At 63.5% G+C, this 19694-nt stretch carries 19 protein-coding genes and 1 pseudogene; 6 read left to right on the top strand and 14 right to left on the bottom strand.

The window, feature by feature from the left end:
• Positions 1-8: 8 nt before the first annotated feature.
• The gene (locus BI327_RS18485; protein ID WP_076862247.1) at positions 9-2330 is read right to left on the bottom strand and encodes a sensor histidine kinase; all 2322 of its coding nucleotides are present in this window, start codon (positions 2328-2330) and stop codon (positions 9-11) included.
• A gap of 192 nt (positions 2331-2522) precedes the next feature.
• Positions 2523-3899, bottom strand: coding sequence for a cation-efflux pump (locus tag BI327_RS18480; RefSeq protein WP_076862246.1), 1377 nt, complete (start codon positions 3897-3899; stop codon positions 2523-2525).
• Positions 3900-4372: 473 nt separating this feature from the next.
• Between BI327_RS18480 and BI327_RS18475 the strand changes: the two genes are divergently transcribed.
• Together BI327_RS18475 and BI327_RS41805 are read left to right on the top strand one after the other, a co-directional pair.
• Positions 4373-5305 (top strand): pyridoxal-phosphate dependent enzyme, encoded by a 933-nt coding sequence (locus BI327_RS18475; protein WP_083742151.1) that lies wholly within the window; start codon positions 4373-4375, stop codon positions 5303-5305.
• Positions 5306-6126: 821 nt separating this feature from the next.
• Complete coding sequence (locus tag BI327_RS41805; protein WP_076862244.1) at positions 6127-6381, top strand: hypothetical protein; 255 nt, start codon at positions 6127-6129, stop codon at positions 6379-6381.
• A gap of 129 nt (positions 6382-6510) precedes the next feature.
• Here BI327_RS41805 and BI327_RS43235 read toward each other — a convergent pair.
• Positions 6511-6704, bottom strand: a pseudogene (locus tag BI327_RS43235) (quinone oxidoreductase); the annotation flags it as partial.
• 237 nt (positions 6705-6941) lie between these two features.
• On the opposite strand from BI327_RS43235, the gene BI327_RS18460 reads away from it, so the two are divergent.
• Complete coding sequence (locus BI327_RS18460) at positions 6942-7436, top strand: RlpA-like double-psi beta-barrel domain-containing protein (protein WP_174683051.1); 495 nt, start codon at positions 6942-6944, stop codon at positions 7434-7436.
• A 144-nt stretch (positions 7437-7580) separates the two neighbouring features.
• Here the strand turns inward: BI327_RS18460 and BI327_RS18455 are convergent, their stop codons facing one another.
• The 8 genes from BI327_RS18455 to BI327_RS18425 all read right to left on the bottom strand — a co-directional run bounded on the left by BI327_RS18455 (position 7581) and on the right by BI327_RS18425 (position 15959).
• On the bottom strand, positions 7581-8549 hold the full coding sequence (locus tag BI327_RS18455) for a zinc-binding dehydrogenase (protein ID WP_076862242.1): 969 nt from the start codon (positions 8547-8549) through the stop codon (positions 7581-7583).
• A gap of 74 nt (positions 8550-8623) precedes the next feature.
• Positions 8624-9616 carry an alpha/beta hydrolase family protein gene (locus BI327_RS18450; protein ID WP_076862241.1) on the bottom strand — a complete coding sequence of 331 codons (993 nt, stop codon included), beginning with the start codon at positions 9614-9616 and terminating at the stop codon, positions 8624-8626.
• A gap of 219 nt (positions 9617-9835) precedes the next feature.
• Entirely contained in the window at positions 9836-10831 is a 996-nt protein-coding gene (locus tag BI327_RS18445; RefSeq protein WP_076862240.1) for an NAD(P)H-dependent flavin oxidoreductase, read from the bottom strand.
• Positions 10832-11076: 245 nt separating this feature from the next.
• Positions 11077-11508 carry a CBS domain-containing protein gene (locus BI327_RS18440; RefSeq protein WP_076862239.1) on the bottom strand — a complete coding sequence of 144 codons (432 nt, stop codon included), beginning with the start codon at positions 11506-11508 and terminating at the stop codon, positions 11077-11079.
• Positions 11509-11778: 270 nt separating this feature from the next.
• The gene (gene oxlT / locus BI327_RS18435; protein ID WP_076862238.1) at positions 11779-13095 is read right to left on the bottom strand and encodes an oxalate/formate MFS antiporter; all 1317 of its coding nucleotides are present in this window, start codon (positions 13093-13095) and stop codon (positions 11779-11781) included.
• Positions 13096-13338: 243 nt separating this feature from the next.
• On the bottom strand, positions 13339-14631 hold the full coding sequence (gene oxlT / locus BI327_RS18430; RefSeq protein WP_076862237.1) for an oxalate/formate MFS antiporter: 1293 nt from the start codon (positions 14629-14631) through the stop codon (positions 13339-13341).
• A 256-nt stretch (positions 14632-14887) separates the two neighbouring features.
• Complete coding sequence (locus BI327_RS42760; RefSeq protein ID WP_167386895.1) at positions 14888-15025, bottom strand: hypothetical protein; 138 nt, start codon at positions 15023-15025, stop codon at positions 14888-14890.
• Positions 15026-15452: 427 nt separating this feature from the next.
• Complete coding sequence (locus BI327_RS18425) at positions 15453-15959, bottom strand: DUF2147 domain-containing protein (RefSeq protein ID WP_083742150.1); 507 nt, start codon at positions 15957-15959, stop codon at positions 15453-15455.
• A gap of 78 nt (positions 15960-16037) precedes the next feature.
• On the opposite strand from BI327_RS18425, the gene BI327_RS18420 reads away from it, so the two are divergent.
• Together BI327_RS18420 and BI327_RS18415 are read left to right on the top strand one after the other, a co-directional pair.
• Positions 16038-16649, top strand: a complete 612-nt coding sequence (locus BI327_RS18420; RefSeq protein WP_083742149.1) for a DUF2975 domain-containing protein — start codon at positions 16038-16040, stop codon at positions 16647-16649.
• 11 nt (positions 16650-16660) lie between these two features.
• Positions 16661-16900: a helix-turn-helix domain-containing protein gene (locus tag BI327_RS18415; protein ID WP_076863029.1), complete on the top strand. Its 240-nt coding sequence runs from the start codon at positions 16661-16663 to the stop codon at positions 16898-16900.
• 32 nt (positions 16901-16932) lie between these two features.
• On the opposite strand, the gene BI327_RS18410 is transcribed toward BI327_RS18415, so the two are convergent.
• Both BI327_RS18410 and BI327_RS18405 read right to left on the bottom strand, forming a co-directional pair.
• Complete coding sequence (locus BI327_RS18410) at positions 16933-17910, bottom strand: hypothetical protein (RefSeq protein ID WP_143271654.1); 978 nt, start codon at positions 17908-17910, stop codon at positions 16933-16935.
• A gap of 175 nt (positions 17911-18085) precedes the next feature.
• On the bottom strand, positions 18086-19069 hold the full coding sequence (locus tag BI327_RS18405; RefSeq protein WP_076862234.1) for a cysteine synthase A: 984 nt from the start codon (positions 19067-19069) through the stop codon (positions 18086-18088).
• Between the two features lie 206 nt (positions 19070-19275).
• On the opposite strand from BI327_RS18405, the gene BI327_RS43780 reads away from it, so the two are divergent.
• Positions 19276-19422: a hypothetical protein gene (locus BI327_RS43780; RefSeq protein WP_159450472.1), complete on the top strand. Its 147-nt coding sequence runs from the start codon at positions 19276-19278 to the stop codon at positions 19420-19422.
• A gap of 67 nt (positions 19423-19489) precedes the next feature.
• Here BI327_RS43780 and BI327_RS41800 read toward each other — a convergent pair whose 3' ends face one another.
• Positions 19490-19684 carry a hypothetical protein gene (locus BI327_RS41800; RefSeq protein ID WP_143271653.1) on the bottom strand — a complete coding sequence of 65 codons (195 nt, stop codon included), beginning with the start codon at positions 19682-19684 and terminating at the stop codon, positions 19490-19492.
• Between the last annotated feature and the right edge of the window lie 10 nt (positions 19685-19694).

Raw genomic sequence — 19694 nt, 5'->3', positions numbered from 1 at the left:
CGCGTGGCTCAGGCCGCCTGCGGCAGCCTGGTCTGCAGCGAGCGCGGATCGCGCGGCAGCGTGACGCGGACCACGGTGCCGACGCCGAGCTTGGAGCGCAGCTTCATCGAGCCGCCGTGCAGGTTGGTGAGGGAGCGGGCGATCGCAAGTCCGAGGCCCGAGCCCTGGTAGCTCTTGGTGAGCTGGCTCTCGACCTGCTCGAACGGCTTGCCGAGCCGCCGCAGCGAGTCCGGCGCGATGCCGATGCCGCTGTCGGCGATCAGGAGGACGATCGAGTCGTCCAGCATCTGGCCGCGCACCAGCACGCGGCCGTGGTCCGGTGTGAACTTCACGGCGTTGGAGAGCAGGTTGACGATGATCTGCTTGACCGAGCGGCGGTCGGCGACAACCGAGATCGTGCTTTCGATATCGGACTCCAGCGACAGCCCCTTGTGCTCGGCGCGGCCGGAGACCACCCGGAGGGATTCCGCGAGGATGCCGGAAAGGTCGAGCGGCTCCATGTCGAACTTCATGCGGCCGGCCTCGATCTTCGACATATCGAGGATGTCGTTGATGACCTCGAGCAGGTATTTCCCCGAGGTCAGGATGTCGTGGCAGTACTCCTCGTACTTGTCCGAGCCGAGCGTGCCGAACAGGCCTGAGCCCATGATCTCGGAGAAGCCGATGATGGCGTTGAGCGGCGTGCGCAGCTCGTGGCTCATGTTGGCGAGGAACTTCGACTTCGCGGCGTTGGCGTCCTCGGCGCGGGTCTTCTCCTGCGAGTATTTTTCGGCGAGGTCGGCGAGCTCGACGGCCTGCCGCTCCAGCTCGGATTGCGAGCGCTGCAGGTCGATCACGGTTGCGCGCAGGCGCAGATCGTTGTCGACCAGCTTCTGCTCGTGCGCCTTGATGCGGGTGATGTCGGTGCCGACCGAGACGTAGCCGCCGTCCTTGGTGCGGCGCTCGCTGATGTGCAGCCAGCTGCCGTCGTCGAGCTGGGCCTCGAATGTGCGGGCGCCCGGCGCCGGCACGCCGCTCTCGTGCAGGCGGGTGCGCACCTCGGGCATGCTGCCGACCTCGATCACGGTCTCATAGGAGGTGCCGGGGCTGACGGCGGTATCGGGCAGCTTGTGCAGCCGCTGGAAGTGCGAGTTGCAGAGCACGAGGCGGTCGTCGGCATCCCAGAGCACGAAGGCTTCCGGAATGGTCTCGATGGCGTCGCGCAGCCGGAGGTCGGCTTCCACCGACTTCTCGGCGAGGCTCTTCTGCTCGGTGACGTCGACCGCGATGCCGATCAGGTGCAGGCCGCCGTCGGCGGCGGCGTGGCTGAGCTCGCAGCGCACGCGCAGCCAGATCCAGTGGCCGCCGACATGGCGCATGCGGAAGCTCTGGTCGATGTGATCGATCTTGCCTGCGATCAGCTGGTCGGCGAAGTCGAACAGGTTGATGTCGTCGGAATTCACCAGCGCGTTGACCTCACCGAAGGTGAGCAGGTCGTTGCGGCTATCGAGGCCGAGCAGGGTGAACATCGACTGCGACCAGAAGATCCGGCCGCGCGACAGGTCCCAGTCCCACAATCCGCAGCGGCCGCGATTGAGCGCGGTGTCGATCCGGCCGCGCACCGCGTCGTTGATCAGGTCGCCCTCGCGGGCGCGGGTCGATTGCCAGTGGAAGGCGAAGCCGAGGATCAACACCACGAAGCTCGTGGTCGCCGACAGCGTCACCGAGAGCGCGGCGTCCGAACCCCAGATCGGCTCGTTCATCTCCTGGATGACGACGACCTGGCCGGGCAGTGACTTGACGAGCTGCGAGATCGCCAGCGCGCCGGTGCCGTTCGGCAGCGTCATGTCGCTGACCGCGCCCTGCTGGCCCGGCGCGATCAGGAGCTGCGCGGTGGAGACGATGTCGAGGACGCGATCGGTTTCGCCGCTGCCGTCGATCGGCACCCGCGCCAGCACGCGGTGATCGGCGCTGGTGATGATGACGTGGCGGCCGTAGGCGATGCCCCAGGACGGAATCAGGTCCGGCAGCAGTTCCTGCATCCGCTCGATATTGGCGAGCCGGTCACGCCGTACCGAGGTGAGGCGATCGAGACGTTCGGCGAGAATGTCGGAGAGCGCGGCGAGGTCGCGCTTCATCGCGCCGCGCTTCTGCCGGTTCTGGTCGATCACCTGGACGAAGGCGCCGAGGCAGATGGTGATCAGGAAGGCGATGATGAGAGTGGGCACAGCGCGGCGCAGTGCAGGCTCGGCCGTCAGGAGCCTGTGATAGGCCGGTTTCGCGATCGACTGCGCCAATCCCTTGATCGAATCGGATTGGACGCACGCGTTCGCTGCATGCGCGCGCGCCATGCCTTAGACCCCCGCTCTAAGCTGATTTTTACCCGGTTCGGATGCTCCCCACGATGCATCCGAATCATGATCATTTGAATCCAGATTTCCGGGACTGTCGAGAGTCAACGATTCGTTAATGCGAAATAAATCTTGCCCAAAACAGAATCGGTCCGCGCAAAGCGAGTCCGAAACAGGAACGACTCCGTAGAATTACGCGCGCGTCGGTTCTGCGTGACTGATCACACGCTTCACAGTGGGAAATGCGCGGCGCAGTTTGCGTTCGATCTCGTCGACGCTCTCGTGCACCTTGATCACACTCATCGAGGGCTCGGCGCGGCAATGGAAGTTGACGATCTCGCCGGCGTCGGTGTTGCGGACCCGCACATTGTGGATGTCATGGATCGCGCCGCCATCGGCAAATCCGGTCAGCGCGGTCTTGATCGCCTCGACACGGTCGGGCGCGGCGTCGGTTCCCCAGGGCAGTTCCGGCTCGAGCGGCTCGATATGGGTGTCGACCTCGACGTCCTCGCCGAAATCCTCGCGGATCGCGCGTTCGAGCTCATGGGCGATGTCGTGCGCGGCGTCCAGCGCCATGTCGCTGTCGACCTCGAGGTCGATGCCGACGATCAGCTTCCCGCCGATGTCGTGAACGGTAACATGGTGGATGGCGAGACCGGAGTTGCGCGCGATCACCATGATGCGCTCGCGCACGCTCTCATTGTCGCGCGCCACCGGAACCGCGGTGAAGGTGAGGTCGGCGTCGCCGAACGTCTTGCTGACAGCCTCCTGCGCCCGGCGCTTGATGTCCTCGACGCGGTCGATCGGGTAGGTGCGCGGCACTTTGGCGATCGCATCGATGAAGTGCGTCGCGCCGACCATGCGGACCCGCAGCCGGTCGACGTCGACTACGCCGGGCACCGCCTTGATGGCCGCGGTGGCCTTTTCCAGCGCGCCTTCGGGCGCGCGGTCGAGCAGGGTCTCGACCGTCTCGCGTGCCATGCGCAGGCCGAGCAGGGCGATCATCACGGCGACCGCGATCGCCGCCGCGGCGTCGCCCCACCAGAAGCCGAAGCCCGCCAGTACCAGGCCGACGATGACCGCGGTCGAGCCCATCACGTCGGAGGCGAAATGCAGCGCGTCGGCGGCCAGCGCCTGGCTCTTGGTGGCGCGCGCGGCGCGATGCAGCGCGCGGGCGCGCCACAGATTGACGCCGATATCGACGACGAGGACGATGAAGGGGATGGCCGAGATCGACGGCGGCGGGGCGCCCTCGCGCAAATGGCTGTAGGCCTGCACCAGAATGCCGCCGGCCAGCACATAGAGCAGGGCGATGATGAAGAGCGCCGAGACGCTCTCGAACTTGCCATGGCCGTAATGATGCTCGGCGTCGGCCGGCTGGTCCGACACCCGCACCACCGCCCAGGTGATGATGGTGGCGACCAGATCGATCGAGGAGTGCAGCGCCTCCGATATCAGCGCCAGCGATCCGATGGCGATGCCGACCACGAATTTCGACAGGGCCATGGTGCCACTGGCGAGGATCGAGATCGCCGCGACGGATGTCTTGCTGGAGGGTGCGCTGCTCATGGGCCGGGGTTTAGCAGGGAGTCGGTGAACATCAAGTGTCAGCCGTCGTTTGCCATGCGCAATCGCAACTCACTTGCAAGAGCGCGTTTCAGTCGCGGAGTTGTTGCGAACTATTCCGAATCTCAAGACGTGCCCTGCGCAAGACCGCCGTCCTGGCGAAAGCCAGGAGAGCAGGCGACCCATATCCACAGAGTCTTCTTGTTGGAGTGAGCAGTAGCAACTGCATCGCGCAATAACTGGCATTCTGGGTAATGGGTCCTGGCTTTCGCCAGGGCGACACTCGGCGACGGGTAGAGCGAAGCGAAACCCATGAATTGTGATCAAGCGGTGCGAGACCATGGGCTTCGCTGCGCTTACCCATTCTACGCGCCACATGCCAATTGAATCGAACAGTCACAATAATTGACCCGGCATAGATTTGAGCACGCCCGATATTTGTCTAGGCTGCCTTGCCGTGTTCACGGAAGGTAACGATGCTTGGTCAATCCCTTGATCTGCTGCCGCGAGACCTCGAATTCATTGCGCGCCAAGCGTGCAGGACTCCCATGCGATCGTCGTCCGAGTTGAATGCTCGGATCGGATACACGGTCCACGTTAAGGATGAAACCGTCCAACGCAGTGGATCGTTCAAGTATCGGGGCGCAATACTGGGAGTCCGCAATGCCTCACAGGGCGTCGTCGCCGCGGGAGCCGGAAACTTCCCAATTGCGGTTGGCCTGGCGGCGCAAACGCTTTGCAAGCCCGCTTGTCTGATTATGCCAAGCGATGCACCGGTCTTCAAACTGGAGCAGGCTCGAAGAACTGGAGCAGAGATACATCTCGCGGAACGCTCGGAGTTGGCAGAGCGCGCCGAAGTCGAGGCACGAAAGCGCAGTTGGCGTAACCTCCACGCCTTCGAAGATATGGAGATGATTGCAGGCAGCTTCACGCTGGGCTCGGAGATCGCCGCTGCGATCGACGCCAGTCATTCGACATCTGACGCCGTCGTCGTGGCCTGTGGCGGCGGCGGATTGGCGGCGGGCGTAGCGCTGGCCCTGCGCTCCAGCTCTGTTTCTGCGGAGATCTATGTTGTCGAGCCGGAAACGCACCCACGATATGCACGCGCGCGTGCGCTGGGCGCGCCCATCGGGATCGACCCCGTTGGCGACACCTCATGCGATGCCTTGCGGTCTCGCAAGATTGGCGCACGTGCGTTCGCAATTCTGGAGCAATCGGAAGTCCGGGTGTGCGCGGTCAGCGACAAGTTGGTGGAGGCCGCACGTTGGCTCCTGCGCGACGTTTGCGGCATCCAGGTTGAGCCGAGTGGAGCGATCGCGTTGGGGGCAGTTCTGGCAGGCGTCGTTGCCAAGAAGCACGCCCGACTATGGGTCATTGCCTGCGGCGGCAATGTGGAGCCCAAATGCTGATCGCGTAGCCGGGGTCCGGTCGTCGGCGCCAAAGCGGGAGGGCAATCCTGCTTATCATCAGACGTCAAGCACGCTATCATGCCATTGCTTGGACAAGACCGAACGAGAGGCTGAGGCCCTGACCGATAACCGAGACGGCAGTCTTGGATGACATTGGACGGAAGAGGGACACGCCAATGAACTCCACACCCACTCCGAATGCAGGTGAGCCCGGCGAGGGCCCGGCCGCGAGCGCCGATGAACGGCTGGCGGAAGCCCACAAGCAGATCGTCCGCGCGGATGAAGAGCTCACGCGCTTGAGCGAGCGGCTTGCAAAGATGGAGCGCGATGCCGCGCCCCGATCGTCGGCTGCACCTGTCCCGCCCTCGGTCGAACCTGCTGCTTCGTCCGGAGCTGCTGCTTCGTCCGGACCCGCTTCGTCCAGACCCGCTTCGTCCGGACCTGGCTCGCAATCATCGTCGGGAAAGCCGACTTTCCGAGCCGTTGCCGCCTTGTTGCTGGCGGCGTGTGTCGTTGTCGCTATCCTGGCGTCGCAGTCGTGGTATGGTGCGAGAGCCAAGCTGGTTGCCGCCCGCTGGGTGCCACAACTCGCTTCGGCTCCATCATCGCCTCCGGTTGATCCGCCGCTTCCCGCGCAGCCCGGTCCATCCGCCGTTCAAGTTGCCGCAGCGGAAGCCGCACCGCCACAACCGACACCCGCGCCGTCGCCCGCAACGCCGGAGGCCGCGCCGAAGGCAACGCAGAATACCGCGCCGCCGGCTCCTGCGGCGCCTCCCGATCAAACCGAGCTGCTGCAAACCATCGCGCGCGATCTCGCGACCATGCAGCGAAACATCGAACAGCTCAAGGCGGACCAGCAGCAAACGGCCCGCGAGAACTCCAAAGCCATCGAGGACCTCAAGGCAAGCCAGGAGGAATTGAAGCGGACGCTCGCGAAGGTTTCCGAGCAGAAGGCGTCAGCGCCGCCGACGCAGCCGGCTCCGACTCCGCGCAAGCCCCAGCGGACATATGAGCCGCCCTACGCGAGAGCGCCGCCTCGAATGCCGCCAAGGGAGTGGCTCTACGACGACTGGTAGCCGTCGATGCGGTGATCGTCGGATCTCATCCGGCGACAGTGCATCAGCAATCCATGTCTCAGCAAGTGGCGCGATGGATTGCTTCGCTTCGCTCGCAATGACGATATTGGTCGCCAGAGCTGGTCGCCAAAGCGTCACCACGATCTTGCCGAGCTGCTTGTTGGCTTCCATGTGTTCGAACGCCTTGCCGATGTCGGCGAATTAGACTGGCCGATCGGCAGTTGCAGCTTGCGCGTTTCGACCGCGAGCCAGATGCCCTTGCGCACCTCCTCGAAGATTTCGCGGATTTCCTCGATCGGGCGGCTGCGGAACGTGACGCCGAGTCACTGTTGACGCATCGTCGAAGAAGTTCTGGTCAGTCATTTTGCTGACGCATTCTCTGTCTTAGTCGGGCGAGAACTAAAAACACTGTGTGGGACCGACGCAGTTCCCACAATGGTTCCGTCGCCCGAATTGGCACGAATCCGCAGAGAATCAGCTCGAGTTAACGGCTCCACGTTCGCTCGACCATGCTTTGCGGAATCGGGAACCGAACGAACGAAAAAATCAATCAAGGAGTTATGATGCTGTTCGGCTCGAGCGCCGCAGTTTGCGGCGCCGTGGTTGCGCTCGCCATTTTTGGCCCCGCTGCTGGAAATGAAATCGAGAAAGTTCATTCAAGCGCTGTCGTCAATGCCGCGTGTGGGGATGCAATCGTTGGCGCGGCATCCATGTACAATCCGTTCAAGCCCGGCAAGGAGGAGGGCGGTCCGAGCACGGCCTCCGGCGAACGCTATGATCGCTGGGTCTGGGCGGCCGCCATCAAGACAAGCCTGCGTGGGAAGTTCGGTGGGGTCGAATTTGGCGCGAGGCCGAAATATGCCCTGGTCGAGGCTGTAGGCAAGAAGGTCATCGTCAAGATCAATGATGTGGGGCCGCTAAGGCCTGGCCGCATCATTGACCTCAATGAGCGGACGATGCGCTATTTCGATCCGAGCCTGGAGCTCGGAGTCATTGGCGACGTAAAGGTTAGTCCGCTTGCGGGGGATTACTGGACTCCCGGACCCGTTGGCTGAACGTCGCGCGCGAAAGAGCCAGGGCATGGCCCTTCTGGAAGCCCGTAGGGCGGATTAGCCGAAGGCGTAATCCGCCGTTGCATCCGGCAGAAGATGGCGGATTACGCTTGCGCTAATCCGCCCTACGCAACGTCGCATCACCCGCTACAACGTCACCACGATCTTGCCGAGATGCTTGTTGGCTTCCATCTGTTCGAAGGCCTTGCCGATGTCGGCGAACTTGTAGACCTGGTCGATCGGAAGCTGCAACTTGCGCGCTTCGACCGCGGGCCAGATGTCCTTGCGCACCTCCTCGAAGATCTCTCGGATCTCCTCGATCGAGCGGGTGCGGAAGGTAACGCCGATATACTGGATGCGGCGCGCCGCGTGCAGGTCGAAGTTGAAGTCACCATGGGTACCGCCGAGCCGGCCGACATTGACGATGCGGCCCTTGACCTTGGTCGCCTTCAGATTCTGGTTCGCGACCGATCCGGAAACCTGATCGACGATCAGGTCGACGCCTTCGCCTGATGTCGCCTGCAACACCTGGTCGACCCAGCCGGGATCCCTGGAATCCACCGCGAGGTCGGCGCCAAATTCCGTCAAGCGGCCGCGGCGCATCGCGTCGGTTGACGAACCCACCACGAGCTTCGCGCCCTTCAGTTTTGCAATCTGCATCGCCATCAGGCCGACGCCGGAGCTTGCCCCCTGGATCAGCACGGTCTGGCCCGCTTGCAGCGCGCCGTTGGTGACAACCGCGTTGTGCATGGTGGTGAGCGCGACGGGCAGCGTCGCGGCCTCGTCGAAGTTCATGTTCGATGGCGCGCGAAACAGCCTGCCGTGGTCGGCGAGCGTGTACTCGGCGAATGCCGCGCCGCCGGAGCCCATGATCTTGTCGCCGACCTTGACGCCCTTGGCGTCGGGGCCGAGCTCGGCGACTTCGCCGGCCCATTCCATGCCGAGCACGGTGCCGACGCCGCCGGCCGCGCCGTGGGCGTGGCCCTTGGTCATGCCGAGATCGGCGCGGTTCAGCCCGCAGGCGTGAACCTTGACCAGAACCTGGGTGCCCTTCGGGGTGGGCTTCGCGACGTCGGTGATTTCAGGGCCATTGGCTCCGTAGACATAGGCTTTCATGGTTCTCTCCAACTTGGCCGAGGCGTGTCTTAGGTCAAAGTTTTTTGGCACGTCACGCACTCGGTGATGTGATGTCAGGGCTGATGGACGTCCAGCTGCTTGCGGAAGAAGGCGAGGATGTCGGCGTTCAACTCCTTGTGGAAGGCAACGCGGTCGAAGCCCGGCCGGTCCGTGCAGATCTTCGGCCGCTTGGCCGCCAGCGTTGCAGAGCAGGGCACCAGGAACACGAAGTGCCCGGCGTTGCGGACCACATGATAGTCGGTCTTGACCGGTAGTTCCTGATTGATCGCCATGACATAGCCGGGATTGATCTCGGTGATCCCATCCTCGCCGCTGAGCTCCGAGGCCCAGAGCTGGGTCGGGATCGTCACATCCTTTAACGCGTCGCGATCGAACAACGGACCGAATGCCGGATCGGCAATCGCCATCGCTTTCACGCGCAGGTCGTGCACCACGGCCTGCGACGGAATTTCGTTGCGTTGCAGTTCCTCGCAGCTCGGCTTGCGATAGGGCACGTCGCAGAAGGCCGTGGCCTTGCGGATATCCGGATTGGCTCCGGCGACGACGAGGCCGGTGTAACCGCCGCGCGAAAAGCCGAAGAAACCGATCCTGCCGGGATCGAGCTTGCTGCGATCCGGCCATGCGCCGAGCATGTAGTCGATCGCGCGCTTGATGTCGGCGGAACGCTCGACCAGCGCGGCCAGCGTATCGGCCCTACTCATGTCGCCGGCGCCGGTGTCGACGGGATGATTGACGGCAACCACGACGAAGCCGGCATCGGCGAGCGTCTCGGCGGTGTCGTGATGTCCGGTGAAGCTGCCGCCGAAACCGTGCGAGATCAGGATCAGCGGCAGCTTGTCACCGGCAACAGGGCAATCCGCGGTTCCGGGCAGCGTCGTGGTCGGCAGCTTCACTTCGCCTGCGGGCGCGGCGCAGGGCGACCACACCGCGATCTGCAGCGGTTCGGCGCCATCGGACTGCACCTTGACGAGCCGCAGGCCGGCCGCCTGGACGCTGGCGGCCGACAGGCAGAGCGTGACCGCAACAGCCGTCTTGAAGAGACGCATGCTAACTCCCGCCGGCTGTTTCGAAGACCATGATAGCGAAGCGATCGTTCCGTCATCCCCGCGCAAAGGCTTCGCCTTTGTCGCTGGAGGTGCGAGCCTTGCGGCGCAATTTCGCCGCTGGGCGAGCCGCGAAGGATGCGCGGTCCCAGTCGGGCCGTCGACCCTTCGAGGGCCGCTGAAGGAGCGGCCACCTCAGGGTGACGGATCACTAGTCGAGGTCTACTCCGCAGCCTGGCGCTTAGCGCCGGACATCATCGCTTCCAGCCGCTCGCGGATGATCGCCTCCGCCTCATGGACGATGCGCGAGATCAACTCGCCGCAGGTCGGAATGTCGTGGATCAGGCCCTGTACCTGGCCGGCCGACCAGATGCCTTCGTCGGCGTCGCCTGACGCGTAGACCATCTTGCCGCGGGCGCCGGCGACCAGTTCGCGGACGTCCTCGAACTTGGCGCCTTCCTTCTCCATCGCAACGACCTTGGTCGAGATCGCATTCTTGGCGACGCGCGAGGTGTTGCGCATGGTGCGGAAGATCAGCTCGGTCTCGCGCTCGTCATTGGCGACGATGCGCTCCTTCACCAGCTGATGGATCGGGCTTTCCTTGGTGCACATGAAGCGCGTGCCCATGTTGATGCCTTCGGCGCCGAGCGCGAGCGCGGCAACCAGGCCGCGCGCATCGCCGAAGCCGCCGGAGGCGATCATCGGGATCTTCACCTTGTCGGCGGCAGCGGGGATCAGGATCAGGCCGGGCGTGTCGTCCTCGCCGGGATGGCCGGCGCATTCAAAGCCGTCGATCGAGATCGCGTCGGCGCCCATCCGTTCGGCGGACAGCGCGTGGCGCACGCTGGTGCATTTGTGCAGCACCTTGATGCCGTGCTTCTTGAATTCGTCGACATGCTCCTGCGGCTTGTTGCCGGCGGTCTCGACGATCTTGATGCCGCTCTCGATGATGGCTTGGCGATACTCGGCGTAGGGCGGCGGCTTGATCGCGGGCAGGATGGTCAGGTTGACGCCGAACGGCTTGTCGGTCAGCTCGCGGCAGCGCGCGATCTCCTTGCGCAGATCGTCCGGCGTCGGCTGCGTCAGCGCGGTGATCATGCCGAGCGCGCCGGCATTGGCGACGGCGGCAACCAGCTCGGCGCGCCCGACCCATTGCATGCCGCCTTGCACGATCGGGTGGTCGACGCCGAACATTTCGGTGAAGCGTGTCTTGATCATTCTGCCCTCGTTTCCATCGGAATTTTCCGCGACGCGGACGGCCGCGCACGGAGTTGTTTTTGGATGTCGAGGGAAGGATGCAGTCCTGTCCGGCAAATGTCTACCGGCGACCTGCGGCGCGCCCATGCGGAAATGACGGGCCGCGGCGGTCAGGCGAGGGCGGGACAGAAATCTTTTGTTATTTGCTCAGGCGCTGGTGATCGACACGCAGCGCCTGGCGTCAGGCAAGGCGGAGAAGAAGCGTGTTACGCAGGCACAGCCTGCCTCGACGCGGAGGTTTCCTCGTCGAACGCGGCCGCGATGTCGCGCATGCTGACGACGCCGATCAGGCTGTAATTGTCGATCACAGGCACGTGGCGAATATGGTGCTTGGTCATCAGGTGACGGATGTGCTCGAGCGTGTCGCTCGATGTGCACGACACGAGCTGCTGCACCGAGACGAACTGCGACACCTTCATGCCGGCGCCGGCCGCGCCGTGCTCGGCGATCGCGCGCACCACGTCGCGCTCGGTGAACATGCCGACGGCGGTGTTGCCCTCGGTGCGAACGACATCCTTGACCACGAGCGCGCTGATATTGCTGGCGCGCATCAATTGCGCGGCGATCGCCACGGTCTCGTTCATGCGAACCGTTGCGACGCGAGGGGTCTTCTTGCGCAGGATATCTCCGACTTGCATGGCAACCTCCTTGGTTATCGTTGGCAGGATTCTGGTATACAAAATGCCAATTGTCAACGCGGCTGTTGCGGGAATCTACCACCAGGAAATCGCTGAAATAGGCAGGATCGCTGACATTTCAGACGATTGTTGAGCGGGCGTGGGCGCCGAGCTCGGTAGGCCATTCGGCGTCTCTGGTATCTGGTATTCCTGTGGCGCCGGGAGCCAAAAAAAGAGGCGCACCGAAGTGCGCCTCCATCGGTCCGGGGAGGAAGGATCAGGCCGTCTCGATCAGGCCGTTTTGGCGCTCGCCGCGGTCTCGGCCTCAGCGGCGGCCTCGTTGCCGTGGATGAAGGCGCGGCGCATCGGCTTGATCACGAACAGTGCCATCAGCGCCGCGGTGGCGTTGAGCGCGACCGCGATCACGAACACCGCGTGCCAGCCATAATTGGTGGCGACGATGCTGGCCGCCGGCACCAGGAGCGAAGCCGTGCCCTTCGCGGTGTAGAGCATGCCGTTGTTGGTGGTCGCGAACTTCGAGCCGAAGGTGTCGCCGCAGGTCGCCGGGAACAGCGAGTAGATCTCGCCGAACACGCCGAAATAGACCGCGGTCGCCAGCACGAACACCACCGGGTTGTGACCCCAGGTCGAGAGCGTCAGCAGCATCAGCGCGCCGGTGCCGAAAGCGATGAACATGGTGTGCTCGCGGCCGATCGTGTCGGAGACCCAGCCGAAGAACGGCCGTCCGAAACCGTCGAAGATGCGGTCGAGCGAGATCGCAAAGGTCAGCGCGGCCATCTGGAAGCCGGCGAGTGAGACCGGCGTGTTGGCGATCTTGTAGTCGTGCGCGATCGGCGCGATCTGTGCCGCCGCCATCAGGCCGCCGGAGGCCACCATCACGAACACCAGATACATCACCCAGAAGATCGGGCTGCGCAGCACCTGCGGCGGCGTGAAATCGATCTTGGTCTGCGGCAGATTGAGCTGCTTCTTCTTCGGCGCAAGCAAGACGGTGGGCGGCCGGATGAAGAAGGCGAGCAGGAACACGATCACGCCTTGCCCGATGCCGAAATCGAAGAACGCGGTCTGATAACCGCTCGAGGCGATCATCTTGGCGATCGGCACCACGGTCAGCGCAGCGCCGGCACCGAAGCCGGCAGCGGTTGCGCCGGCGGCCAGGCCGCGGCGATCGGGAAACCACTTCAACGCGTTGCCGACGCAGGTGCCGTACACCGCACCCGCGCCGATGCCGCCGAACACGGCGGCGGTGTAGAGCAGGGTGAGTGAATCAGCGTAGGAGTTCAGTACCCAGGACAGCGTGATCATGACGCCGCCGAACATGATGACGATCCGCGGGCCGTATTTGTCGACGAACCAGGCCTCGACCGGCACCAGCCAGGTCTCGGTCACGACGAAGATCGTGAACGCGAACTGGATCGCCGCGCGGCCCCAATGATGGGTGCCGTCGATCGGGTCGACGAACAGCGTCCAGCCGTATTGCAGGTTCGCGATCATCGCCATGCAGACGATGCCCATCGCGAGCTGCAGCCAGCGGAAACCACTGGACGAAGGTTGAGCTTGTGTTGCGGCAGTATTGCTGGAAACCATCAAATCCTCCCGAGCGCGCCTGGTCTTCGTGAGACCCAGTGTCGCAATTATTGTGGCGTATCGTCGCAAGCGCTCGGCAGAGGTTGGTATACTATATTCCAGAAAGCAAGCTGATCTTTCTGCTGCGTCGCAGCAAAACTGGCATACAGAGCCCCGACTTTCGGCTTAAGCCTGAGCTTACGGAAATGAAAAACGCCCGGCTTTGGCCGGGCGTTTTCGTGAGCGGTGGTGCGGGCTGTTGCCTTAAGCAACAGCCGATTTCGCGACCACGATTTTCCGCCACGGCTTGAGCAACGCGATTGCGAGCAGGGAGGCCAGGATGTTGGCGCCCGCCGCAATGATGAACACGCTGTCCCAATTGCCCGACGATTGCTGCATGTAGTTGGCGATCGGCACCAGCAGCGCGGCGGTGCCTTTCGCGGTGTAGAGCAGGCCGGCGTTGGTGGTCGCGAACTTGGCGCCGAACGTGTCGGTGCAAGTCGAGGGGAACAGCGAGTAGATCTCGCCCCACGCAAAGAACACGAAGCCCGAGAGCAGCACGAACCAGACCGGGTCGTGGCCCCAGAGGTAGAGCATCCAGATGCCGAAGCCTTCCATGCCGAAGGCGATGAACATCGTGTTCTCGCGGCCGATCATGTCGGAGATCCAGCCGAAGAACGGACGCGTCAAGCCGTTGAGGACGCGATCGATGGTTGCCGCGAAGGTCACCGCCGTCATCGTCACCGCCATCAGCGTCACCGGCACGCTATCGACCTTCCAGTCGACCGCGATCGGCTTCAGGTTCGCCGTCACCATCAAGCCGCCGGCGCCGACGATCACGAACATGAAGTACATCAGCCAGAAGATCGGCTGCCGCAGCACTTCGGTCGGCTGATAGTTGCGTCTGGTCTGGATGATGTTGGCATTCTGCACGACGGCCGGCACCTGGCCCGCTTTCGGCGCGAGCAGGAAGAAGGCGAGCAGCACGATGATGATGCCCTGGCCGAGACCGAAATACAGGAAGGTGGTCTGGAAGCCGGAGTCCTTGATCATCGCCTGGATCGGCGCCACCGTGAGCGCCGAGCCCGCGCCGAATCCTGCTGCGGTGATGCCTGCGGCGAGGCCGCGCTTGTCGGGAAACCATTTCAGCGCGTTGCCGACACAGGTGCCGTAGACGCCGCCGGCGCCGATGCCGGCGATGATCATGCCGAGATAGTAGCCGTTGAGCGAGGTCGCCTGCGCGTTGATCGCCCACCCGATCGCGCAGAGGATGCCGCCGATCAGCACGACGAGGCGCGGACCGTATTTATCGACGAACCAGCCCTCGACCGGCACCAGCCAGGTCTCGAACAGCACGAAGAGTGTAAAGGCCCACTGGATCGATGCGCGATCCCATCCGAACTTCTTCTGGATGTCCGGGACGAAGAACGTCCACCCGTATTGATAGTTTGCGATCATCACCATCGCGGCGACGCCGATCGCAAGTTGCGTCCAGCGATAGGTGTCGCTGACACGCGCGGCCGCCGGGGCCGCAGTTGCCTGAACCATGTCCGACATTGATCCTCCCAGTGCGCCCCTTGTCGTTGCTTATGAGCGCGCGATGGCCATCTTGGTATCCGATATGCCAAGGTTCAAGCTGTCGCAGTTGCGGCGTGCGCTTATGCCGCACAGGACTCAGCGCGCATCGCGGAAGACTAATTCAGCACGCAAAGAAATGGCCCCGAAAATCGGGGCCATTGGTCGAAGGTTCAATGTCAGGTCGGCATCTTGCGCCGAAACAGTCTCGGCGAAGAGCGCCCGGAATTCTCTCGGCTTACAGGCCGAAGCGCGGCAGGTCGCCATTGCGGTTGGAGATCTCCGCGCTCTTCATCAGCAGGCGGTCGATCGAGGCCAGCAGGCGGCCGAACAGGGTGGAGGAGGGCGCGAGGGTAATGGCGGCAGTCTTGGACATTGGTGTCCCCTTTCACTGGAGGGCCAGCAACGGGCCGGCTCATCATCTGCAGCCAAATTATGTATACCAGATGCCAGACGCAACGGACTTGTTTGCATAGCAGCATTCACCACTGTGCAATGCAGCATAACGGGCTGATTGGCATCCCAGATTGGAGGGGAAAGGGGCACGAAACCAGGACGTTGAATGGACCTTGGAACCCGGCGGATGGCCTTGGAACCCGGCGTCGAAATCCGGCCTTGGGCCGGTCGCAAAGTCCCGGTCGGGTCCGGGCCATCTGTCCAGGCCCAGAATCTTGCCGAACGCGCGAACTGGATGCGGCCGGGGCGGCAACAGCCGTCATAAAGGAAGGCCGCCCAGGTGGGCGGCCTCGAGTGAGCGGGTTTGCTTTTCTTCTTGGCCGATGAAGGGTCGGGGCCAGATCCCTTCACCGCGTCCAGTCTTCGCCGGCGCATAGCGTGCCCATGCAGCCGCGAACGTTCAGCGTGCCCGACGACACCAGCGTCACCGAGCTCTCATAGGTCTTGCCGTCATCGGCGTTGTAGATCCGGCCGGCCCATTTGTTCGGGCCGGCGGGCTGCATGTTGATGAAGAGCGACATGCCCATCACCGGGCGATTTCGCTGCGCGGGATCGGTATTCTTGTCGTCGAGCTGCGGCTTGCCGGTGGCCTTGTCCGTCGGCTCCTTCAGCCAGACGACGCGGCCGCAGAGCGCGGCGCCGCAGCGGTGCACCTTGATCCTGGCGTCGCCGGACTGGGTCAGCCAGACGCCGGCCGGATCGTTGGCCTTGTCGGTGGCCTTGGCGGCCTCCGCGGTGCCGCCGAGCAGCGGGATGTGGAACGCGGCCACGATCAGGCGGCGGGTGAGGTGAGCGTGGATCAACTGCTTCAGGGCCTTACGCAGGCCGTCATGGTCTGGGATTACCGTCATCATCCACCTTCTTCATGAAAAATTTCATGATAAACATGAAATAAATCACGTTTAAGGTTGAGTCAATGACATTGCCGGGGCATGATGCAATCCGGCCGTAACGGCCTGTTTGGCAAAAAAATTTGGATGGATGAAATGGGGAAGTCGGTTCGCGAGCAGCGCCAGCTTTGGTTTCGAAGGCTCGATCGGGCGTTCTGGGTGATCTGGGCGGCGCTACCGGTGGTGCTGTGGCTGGCCTATTACCGCACCACGACAGCCTCGGCGACGATTGCCGAAAGCCTGATTGGCGAGCAGGCGAAGTGTGCCGCCATCGTCGCCAACCCGCTCACCATGTCGGCCACCGGCAAGACGCTGTTCTGGTCGTTATTCGCGCTTGGGGTATCGTTTTACGCCGTGTTGATCGGCATCCTTCATCGCATGGTGAACCGATTCGCCAACGGGCGGATCTTCGTCTCCGAAACGTTGCAGGGCGTCTGGTGGATCGGGATCTACCTGGTGGTCTGGCCGTTTGTGGATACGATCACGACCAACGCGGTGACCTATGCCCTGTATCAGCTCGGCGACATCAAGTTTTTTCTGCCGAACTACAACGTCGATATCAGCACCATCGCAGGCGGCTTCTTCCTGATGGCGCTGAAATTCGTGATCGAGCACGCCATCCTGTTGCAGTCCGAAAACGAGCTCACGATCTGAGGGCGATGCTGGTGCCGATCGTGGTGAACCTCGATGTCATGCTCGCAAAGCGCAAGCGCCGCCTCGGCGACCTCGCGGACGCGATCGGCATTTCGATTCAGAATCTGTCGATCCTGAAGACCGGCAAGGCGAAGGCGATGCGCTTCTCGACGCTGTCGGCGATCTGCCGCGAGCTGGACTGCCGGCCGGGCGATATTCTGGAATATGTGCCTGGCGACGAGGGCGATGCCGAGGGTGGCGAGGGCGGTTGACCGGACGCGCATTCACGCGCGTGGCGACGAATTCAATAGAGGCGCATCGGAAGGGCGACGCCGTCCGGACCGACGAGCAGGCCCCAGGTCTCGTCGGCGGCAACCGCGAATTCCGAGGTCTGCGCCGCGCCGCCTGCGACCTGGAGCGCGACTTTGTACTTGCCCGGCGGCAGATTGATTTCCGCACCGTCCGGCGCTTTGCGTCCGCTTTCGGCGTTTTCGGTCAAATGACGTCCGGCGCGCGCCTCCAGCTTGAAGGTCTGCGCGTTGATGGTGATGACGGCCGCCGCGTCGGTGGTGTTGCCGAACAGGAGCCGCACCTGCCCCTGCGCCGGCTGGAGCTCGGCATTCGCGGCAGCAGATTTGCGCAGCGATAATTCGGCGACCGTCCTGTCATTCCGACGAATGAGCCGGAGCAGCGCGGGTCCGCTCGATGTCGTGAACGCGACCTCGGCGCTGTCGGGCTCGACGACCGCAACGCCGTCCTCGGTCCAGCCGCGCTTGCCGAGTTCGCCACGATAGAAGCCGAGCGCAGCCGCGAGACCAAGCGGCGTCTCGACGCGAACCGCCTCGAGGAACGGTGAATTCCTCGCCGTCGTGAGCAGCCACGGTTTGGGCCTGGGCAGACCGGTCGCGAGATCGTCGCTCGCAGCCTCCACCGATGTCTCGGCCGAAGGAACGGGACAGAGCAGGCGCCTGCCGATGCTGCTCACGGGACAATCGGCGATCGCCCATGACGTGACGTCGACGGACGTCGGCTGCAATGCAGGACGCGGGCTCGACGTGGCGTCTGGCGCGCCCGAAGCGGCGGCGAAGATCGGGTCCGAATGACCGATGCTTCTCGACGACCATCCGAGCTTGCAGCTGACCAGCGGCGAAAAGCCGGTAGTACAATATTCATGGGGATCCACCGCCCGCGCCAGCGCCGCCGTCAGCGCGACGACCGTCGCCGCCGTCGTCACGACGGCCAGGCAGGCGATGACCAAAACAACTTTCGTTCGACGCTTCATCGCCGGATCCAATGTGCACGAGGTCGCGACGAGAGCCCCTGGGGAGGCGCTCGTCTTGAGCTTAGTGACATTGGCCCTGCAAAACGTTCATCGGTCGCTTGTGGTTTGTTTGCCGAGTTGAGTGAGGTTGCTCCGCCGCCTGCTTCCTCGGCGGGGGCGAGGGCGACCGGCCGCCTCAATTCATCCAGCGAGGTAGCGGCAGGTTTTTCTTGCGCAGGAAATCCGGATTGAAGAGCTTGGACTGGTAGCGCTGGCCGCCGTCGGCGAGGATGGTGACAATGGTCTTGCCGGGGCCGAGGTCGCGCGCAAGCCGCATCGCTCCGACGATGTTGATCGCGCTCGAACCGCCGAGCACCAACCCCTCATGTTCTATCAGGTCGAACAAGACCGGTAGCGCCTCCTCATCCGTGATCTGGTAGGCCATGTCGATCGGCGCGCCTTCAAGGTTCTTCGTCACGCGGACCTGGCCGATGCCCTCCGTGATCGAGTCGCCTTCTGTCGTCAGCTCGCCCTTGGTAAACCAGTTGTAGAGGGCGGCGCCCATCGGATCGCTGAGCGCAATCTTCACGTTCGGATTGCGTTCCTTGAGGGCGCGCGCAACGCCGCCCAGGGTGCCGCCACTGCCGACGGCACAGGTGAAGCCGTCGATCTTGCCGCCGGTCTGCTCCCAGATCTCGCGGCCGGTCGTGCGATAGTGGCCTTCGCCGTTGGCGACGTTGTCGAACTGGTTCGCCCAAAATGCGCCCAGTTCCGCGGCGAGGCGCGCGGAATAGCGCGCATAGTGGCTCGGGTTGGAATAGGGCACCGCTGGTATCAGGCGCAGATCGGCGCCGTAGAGCCGCAGCAGGTCCTGCTTTTCCTGGCTTTGCGTGTCGGGCATCACGATCACGGAACGATAGCCGCGGGCATTGGCCACCAGCGCAATGCCGATGCCGACATTGCCGGCCGTGCCTTCGACAATGGTGCCGCCCGGCTTGAGTTCGCCACGCTGCTCGGCGTCGTTGATGATCGCCAGAGCCGCACGGTCCTTGATCGAGCCGCCCGGATTGAGAAATTCGGCCTTGCCGTAAATGTCGCAGCCGGTGGCTTCCGACGGTCCGCGGAGCTTGATCAGGGGCGTATTGCCAATCGCCTCCAAGAGACCCGCGTGAACATTCATGGCGCCGCCCCCTTCGTTTCCTCGCGCATCTTACGCCGGGCTGGTCAGCGCGTTGGTGCTGTTCTCGAGGTGACTTGGGAAGCGTCTCTATCGTTTGCGTTGCGATACCTGCGATTTTCTTCTTTTTGGGCGGTCCGCGGGGCAACGCCTCCTTCGACCAAACAAAACTGGCCGCGGTCGCCAGTGGCCATTGGTGTTCTGGTTGAGTGGCTCGCTTACTCGGCCGCCTGCTTGCGCGGCGGGTCGAGGGCGCCGGAGTCGTGGATTTCGGCGACCTGGTGATCAGAGAAGCCGAGCATCTCGCGCAGGATCTCGTCGGTGTGCTCGCCGAGCAGCGGCGTTTGGGGCGGTGAGCGAGGCCGCAGGTTCCGTCATTCGTTCCCGAGCAACGAGGCGCTTGGTCGCCCCGCGGGGCGCTGGTCAGGGGCCCTCAATCTCGGTTAGGATAGGTTTGAAGCGCTGAATGCGTTCGAGGTATTCGCCGAACTGTCGGCGGCTCGCCGGCATGGATTGTTCCGCAGAGTATTGCGCGGTGAAGGCAATTGGATTTTCTTCTTCGCCGCTGTTCAATGTTGACGTGCCGAAGGACGAGCCCGGTGCCGGCTCCAGCACCACGGACCGCTGC

The organism is Bradyrhizobium mercantei (genome assembly GCF_001982635.1).
Taxonomy (GTDB): domain Bacteria; phylum Pseudomonadota; class Alphaproteobacteria; order Rhizobiales; family Xanthobacteraceae; genus Bradyrhizobium; species Bradyrhizobium mercantei.
The sequence above is the reverse complement of the archived record's forward strand: the minus strand, read 5'-3'. Positions and strand labels throughout refer to the sequence as shown.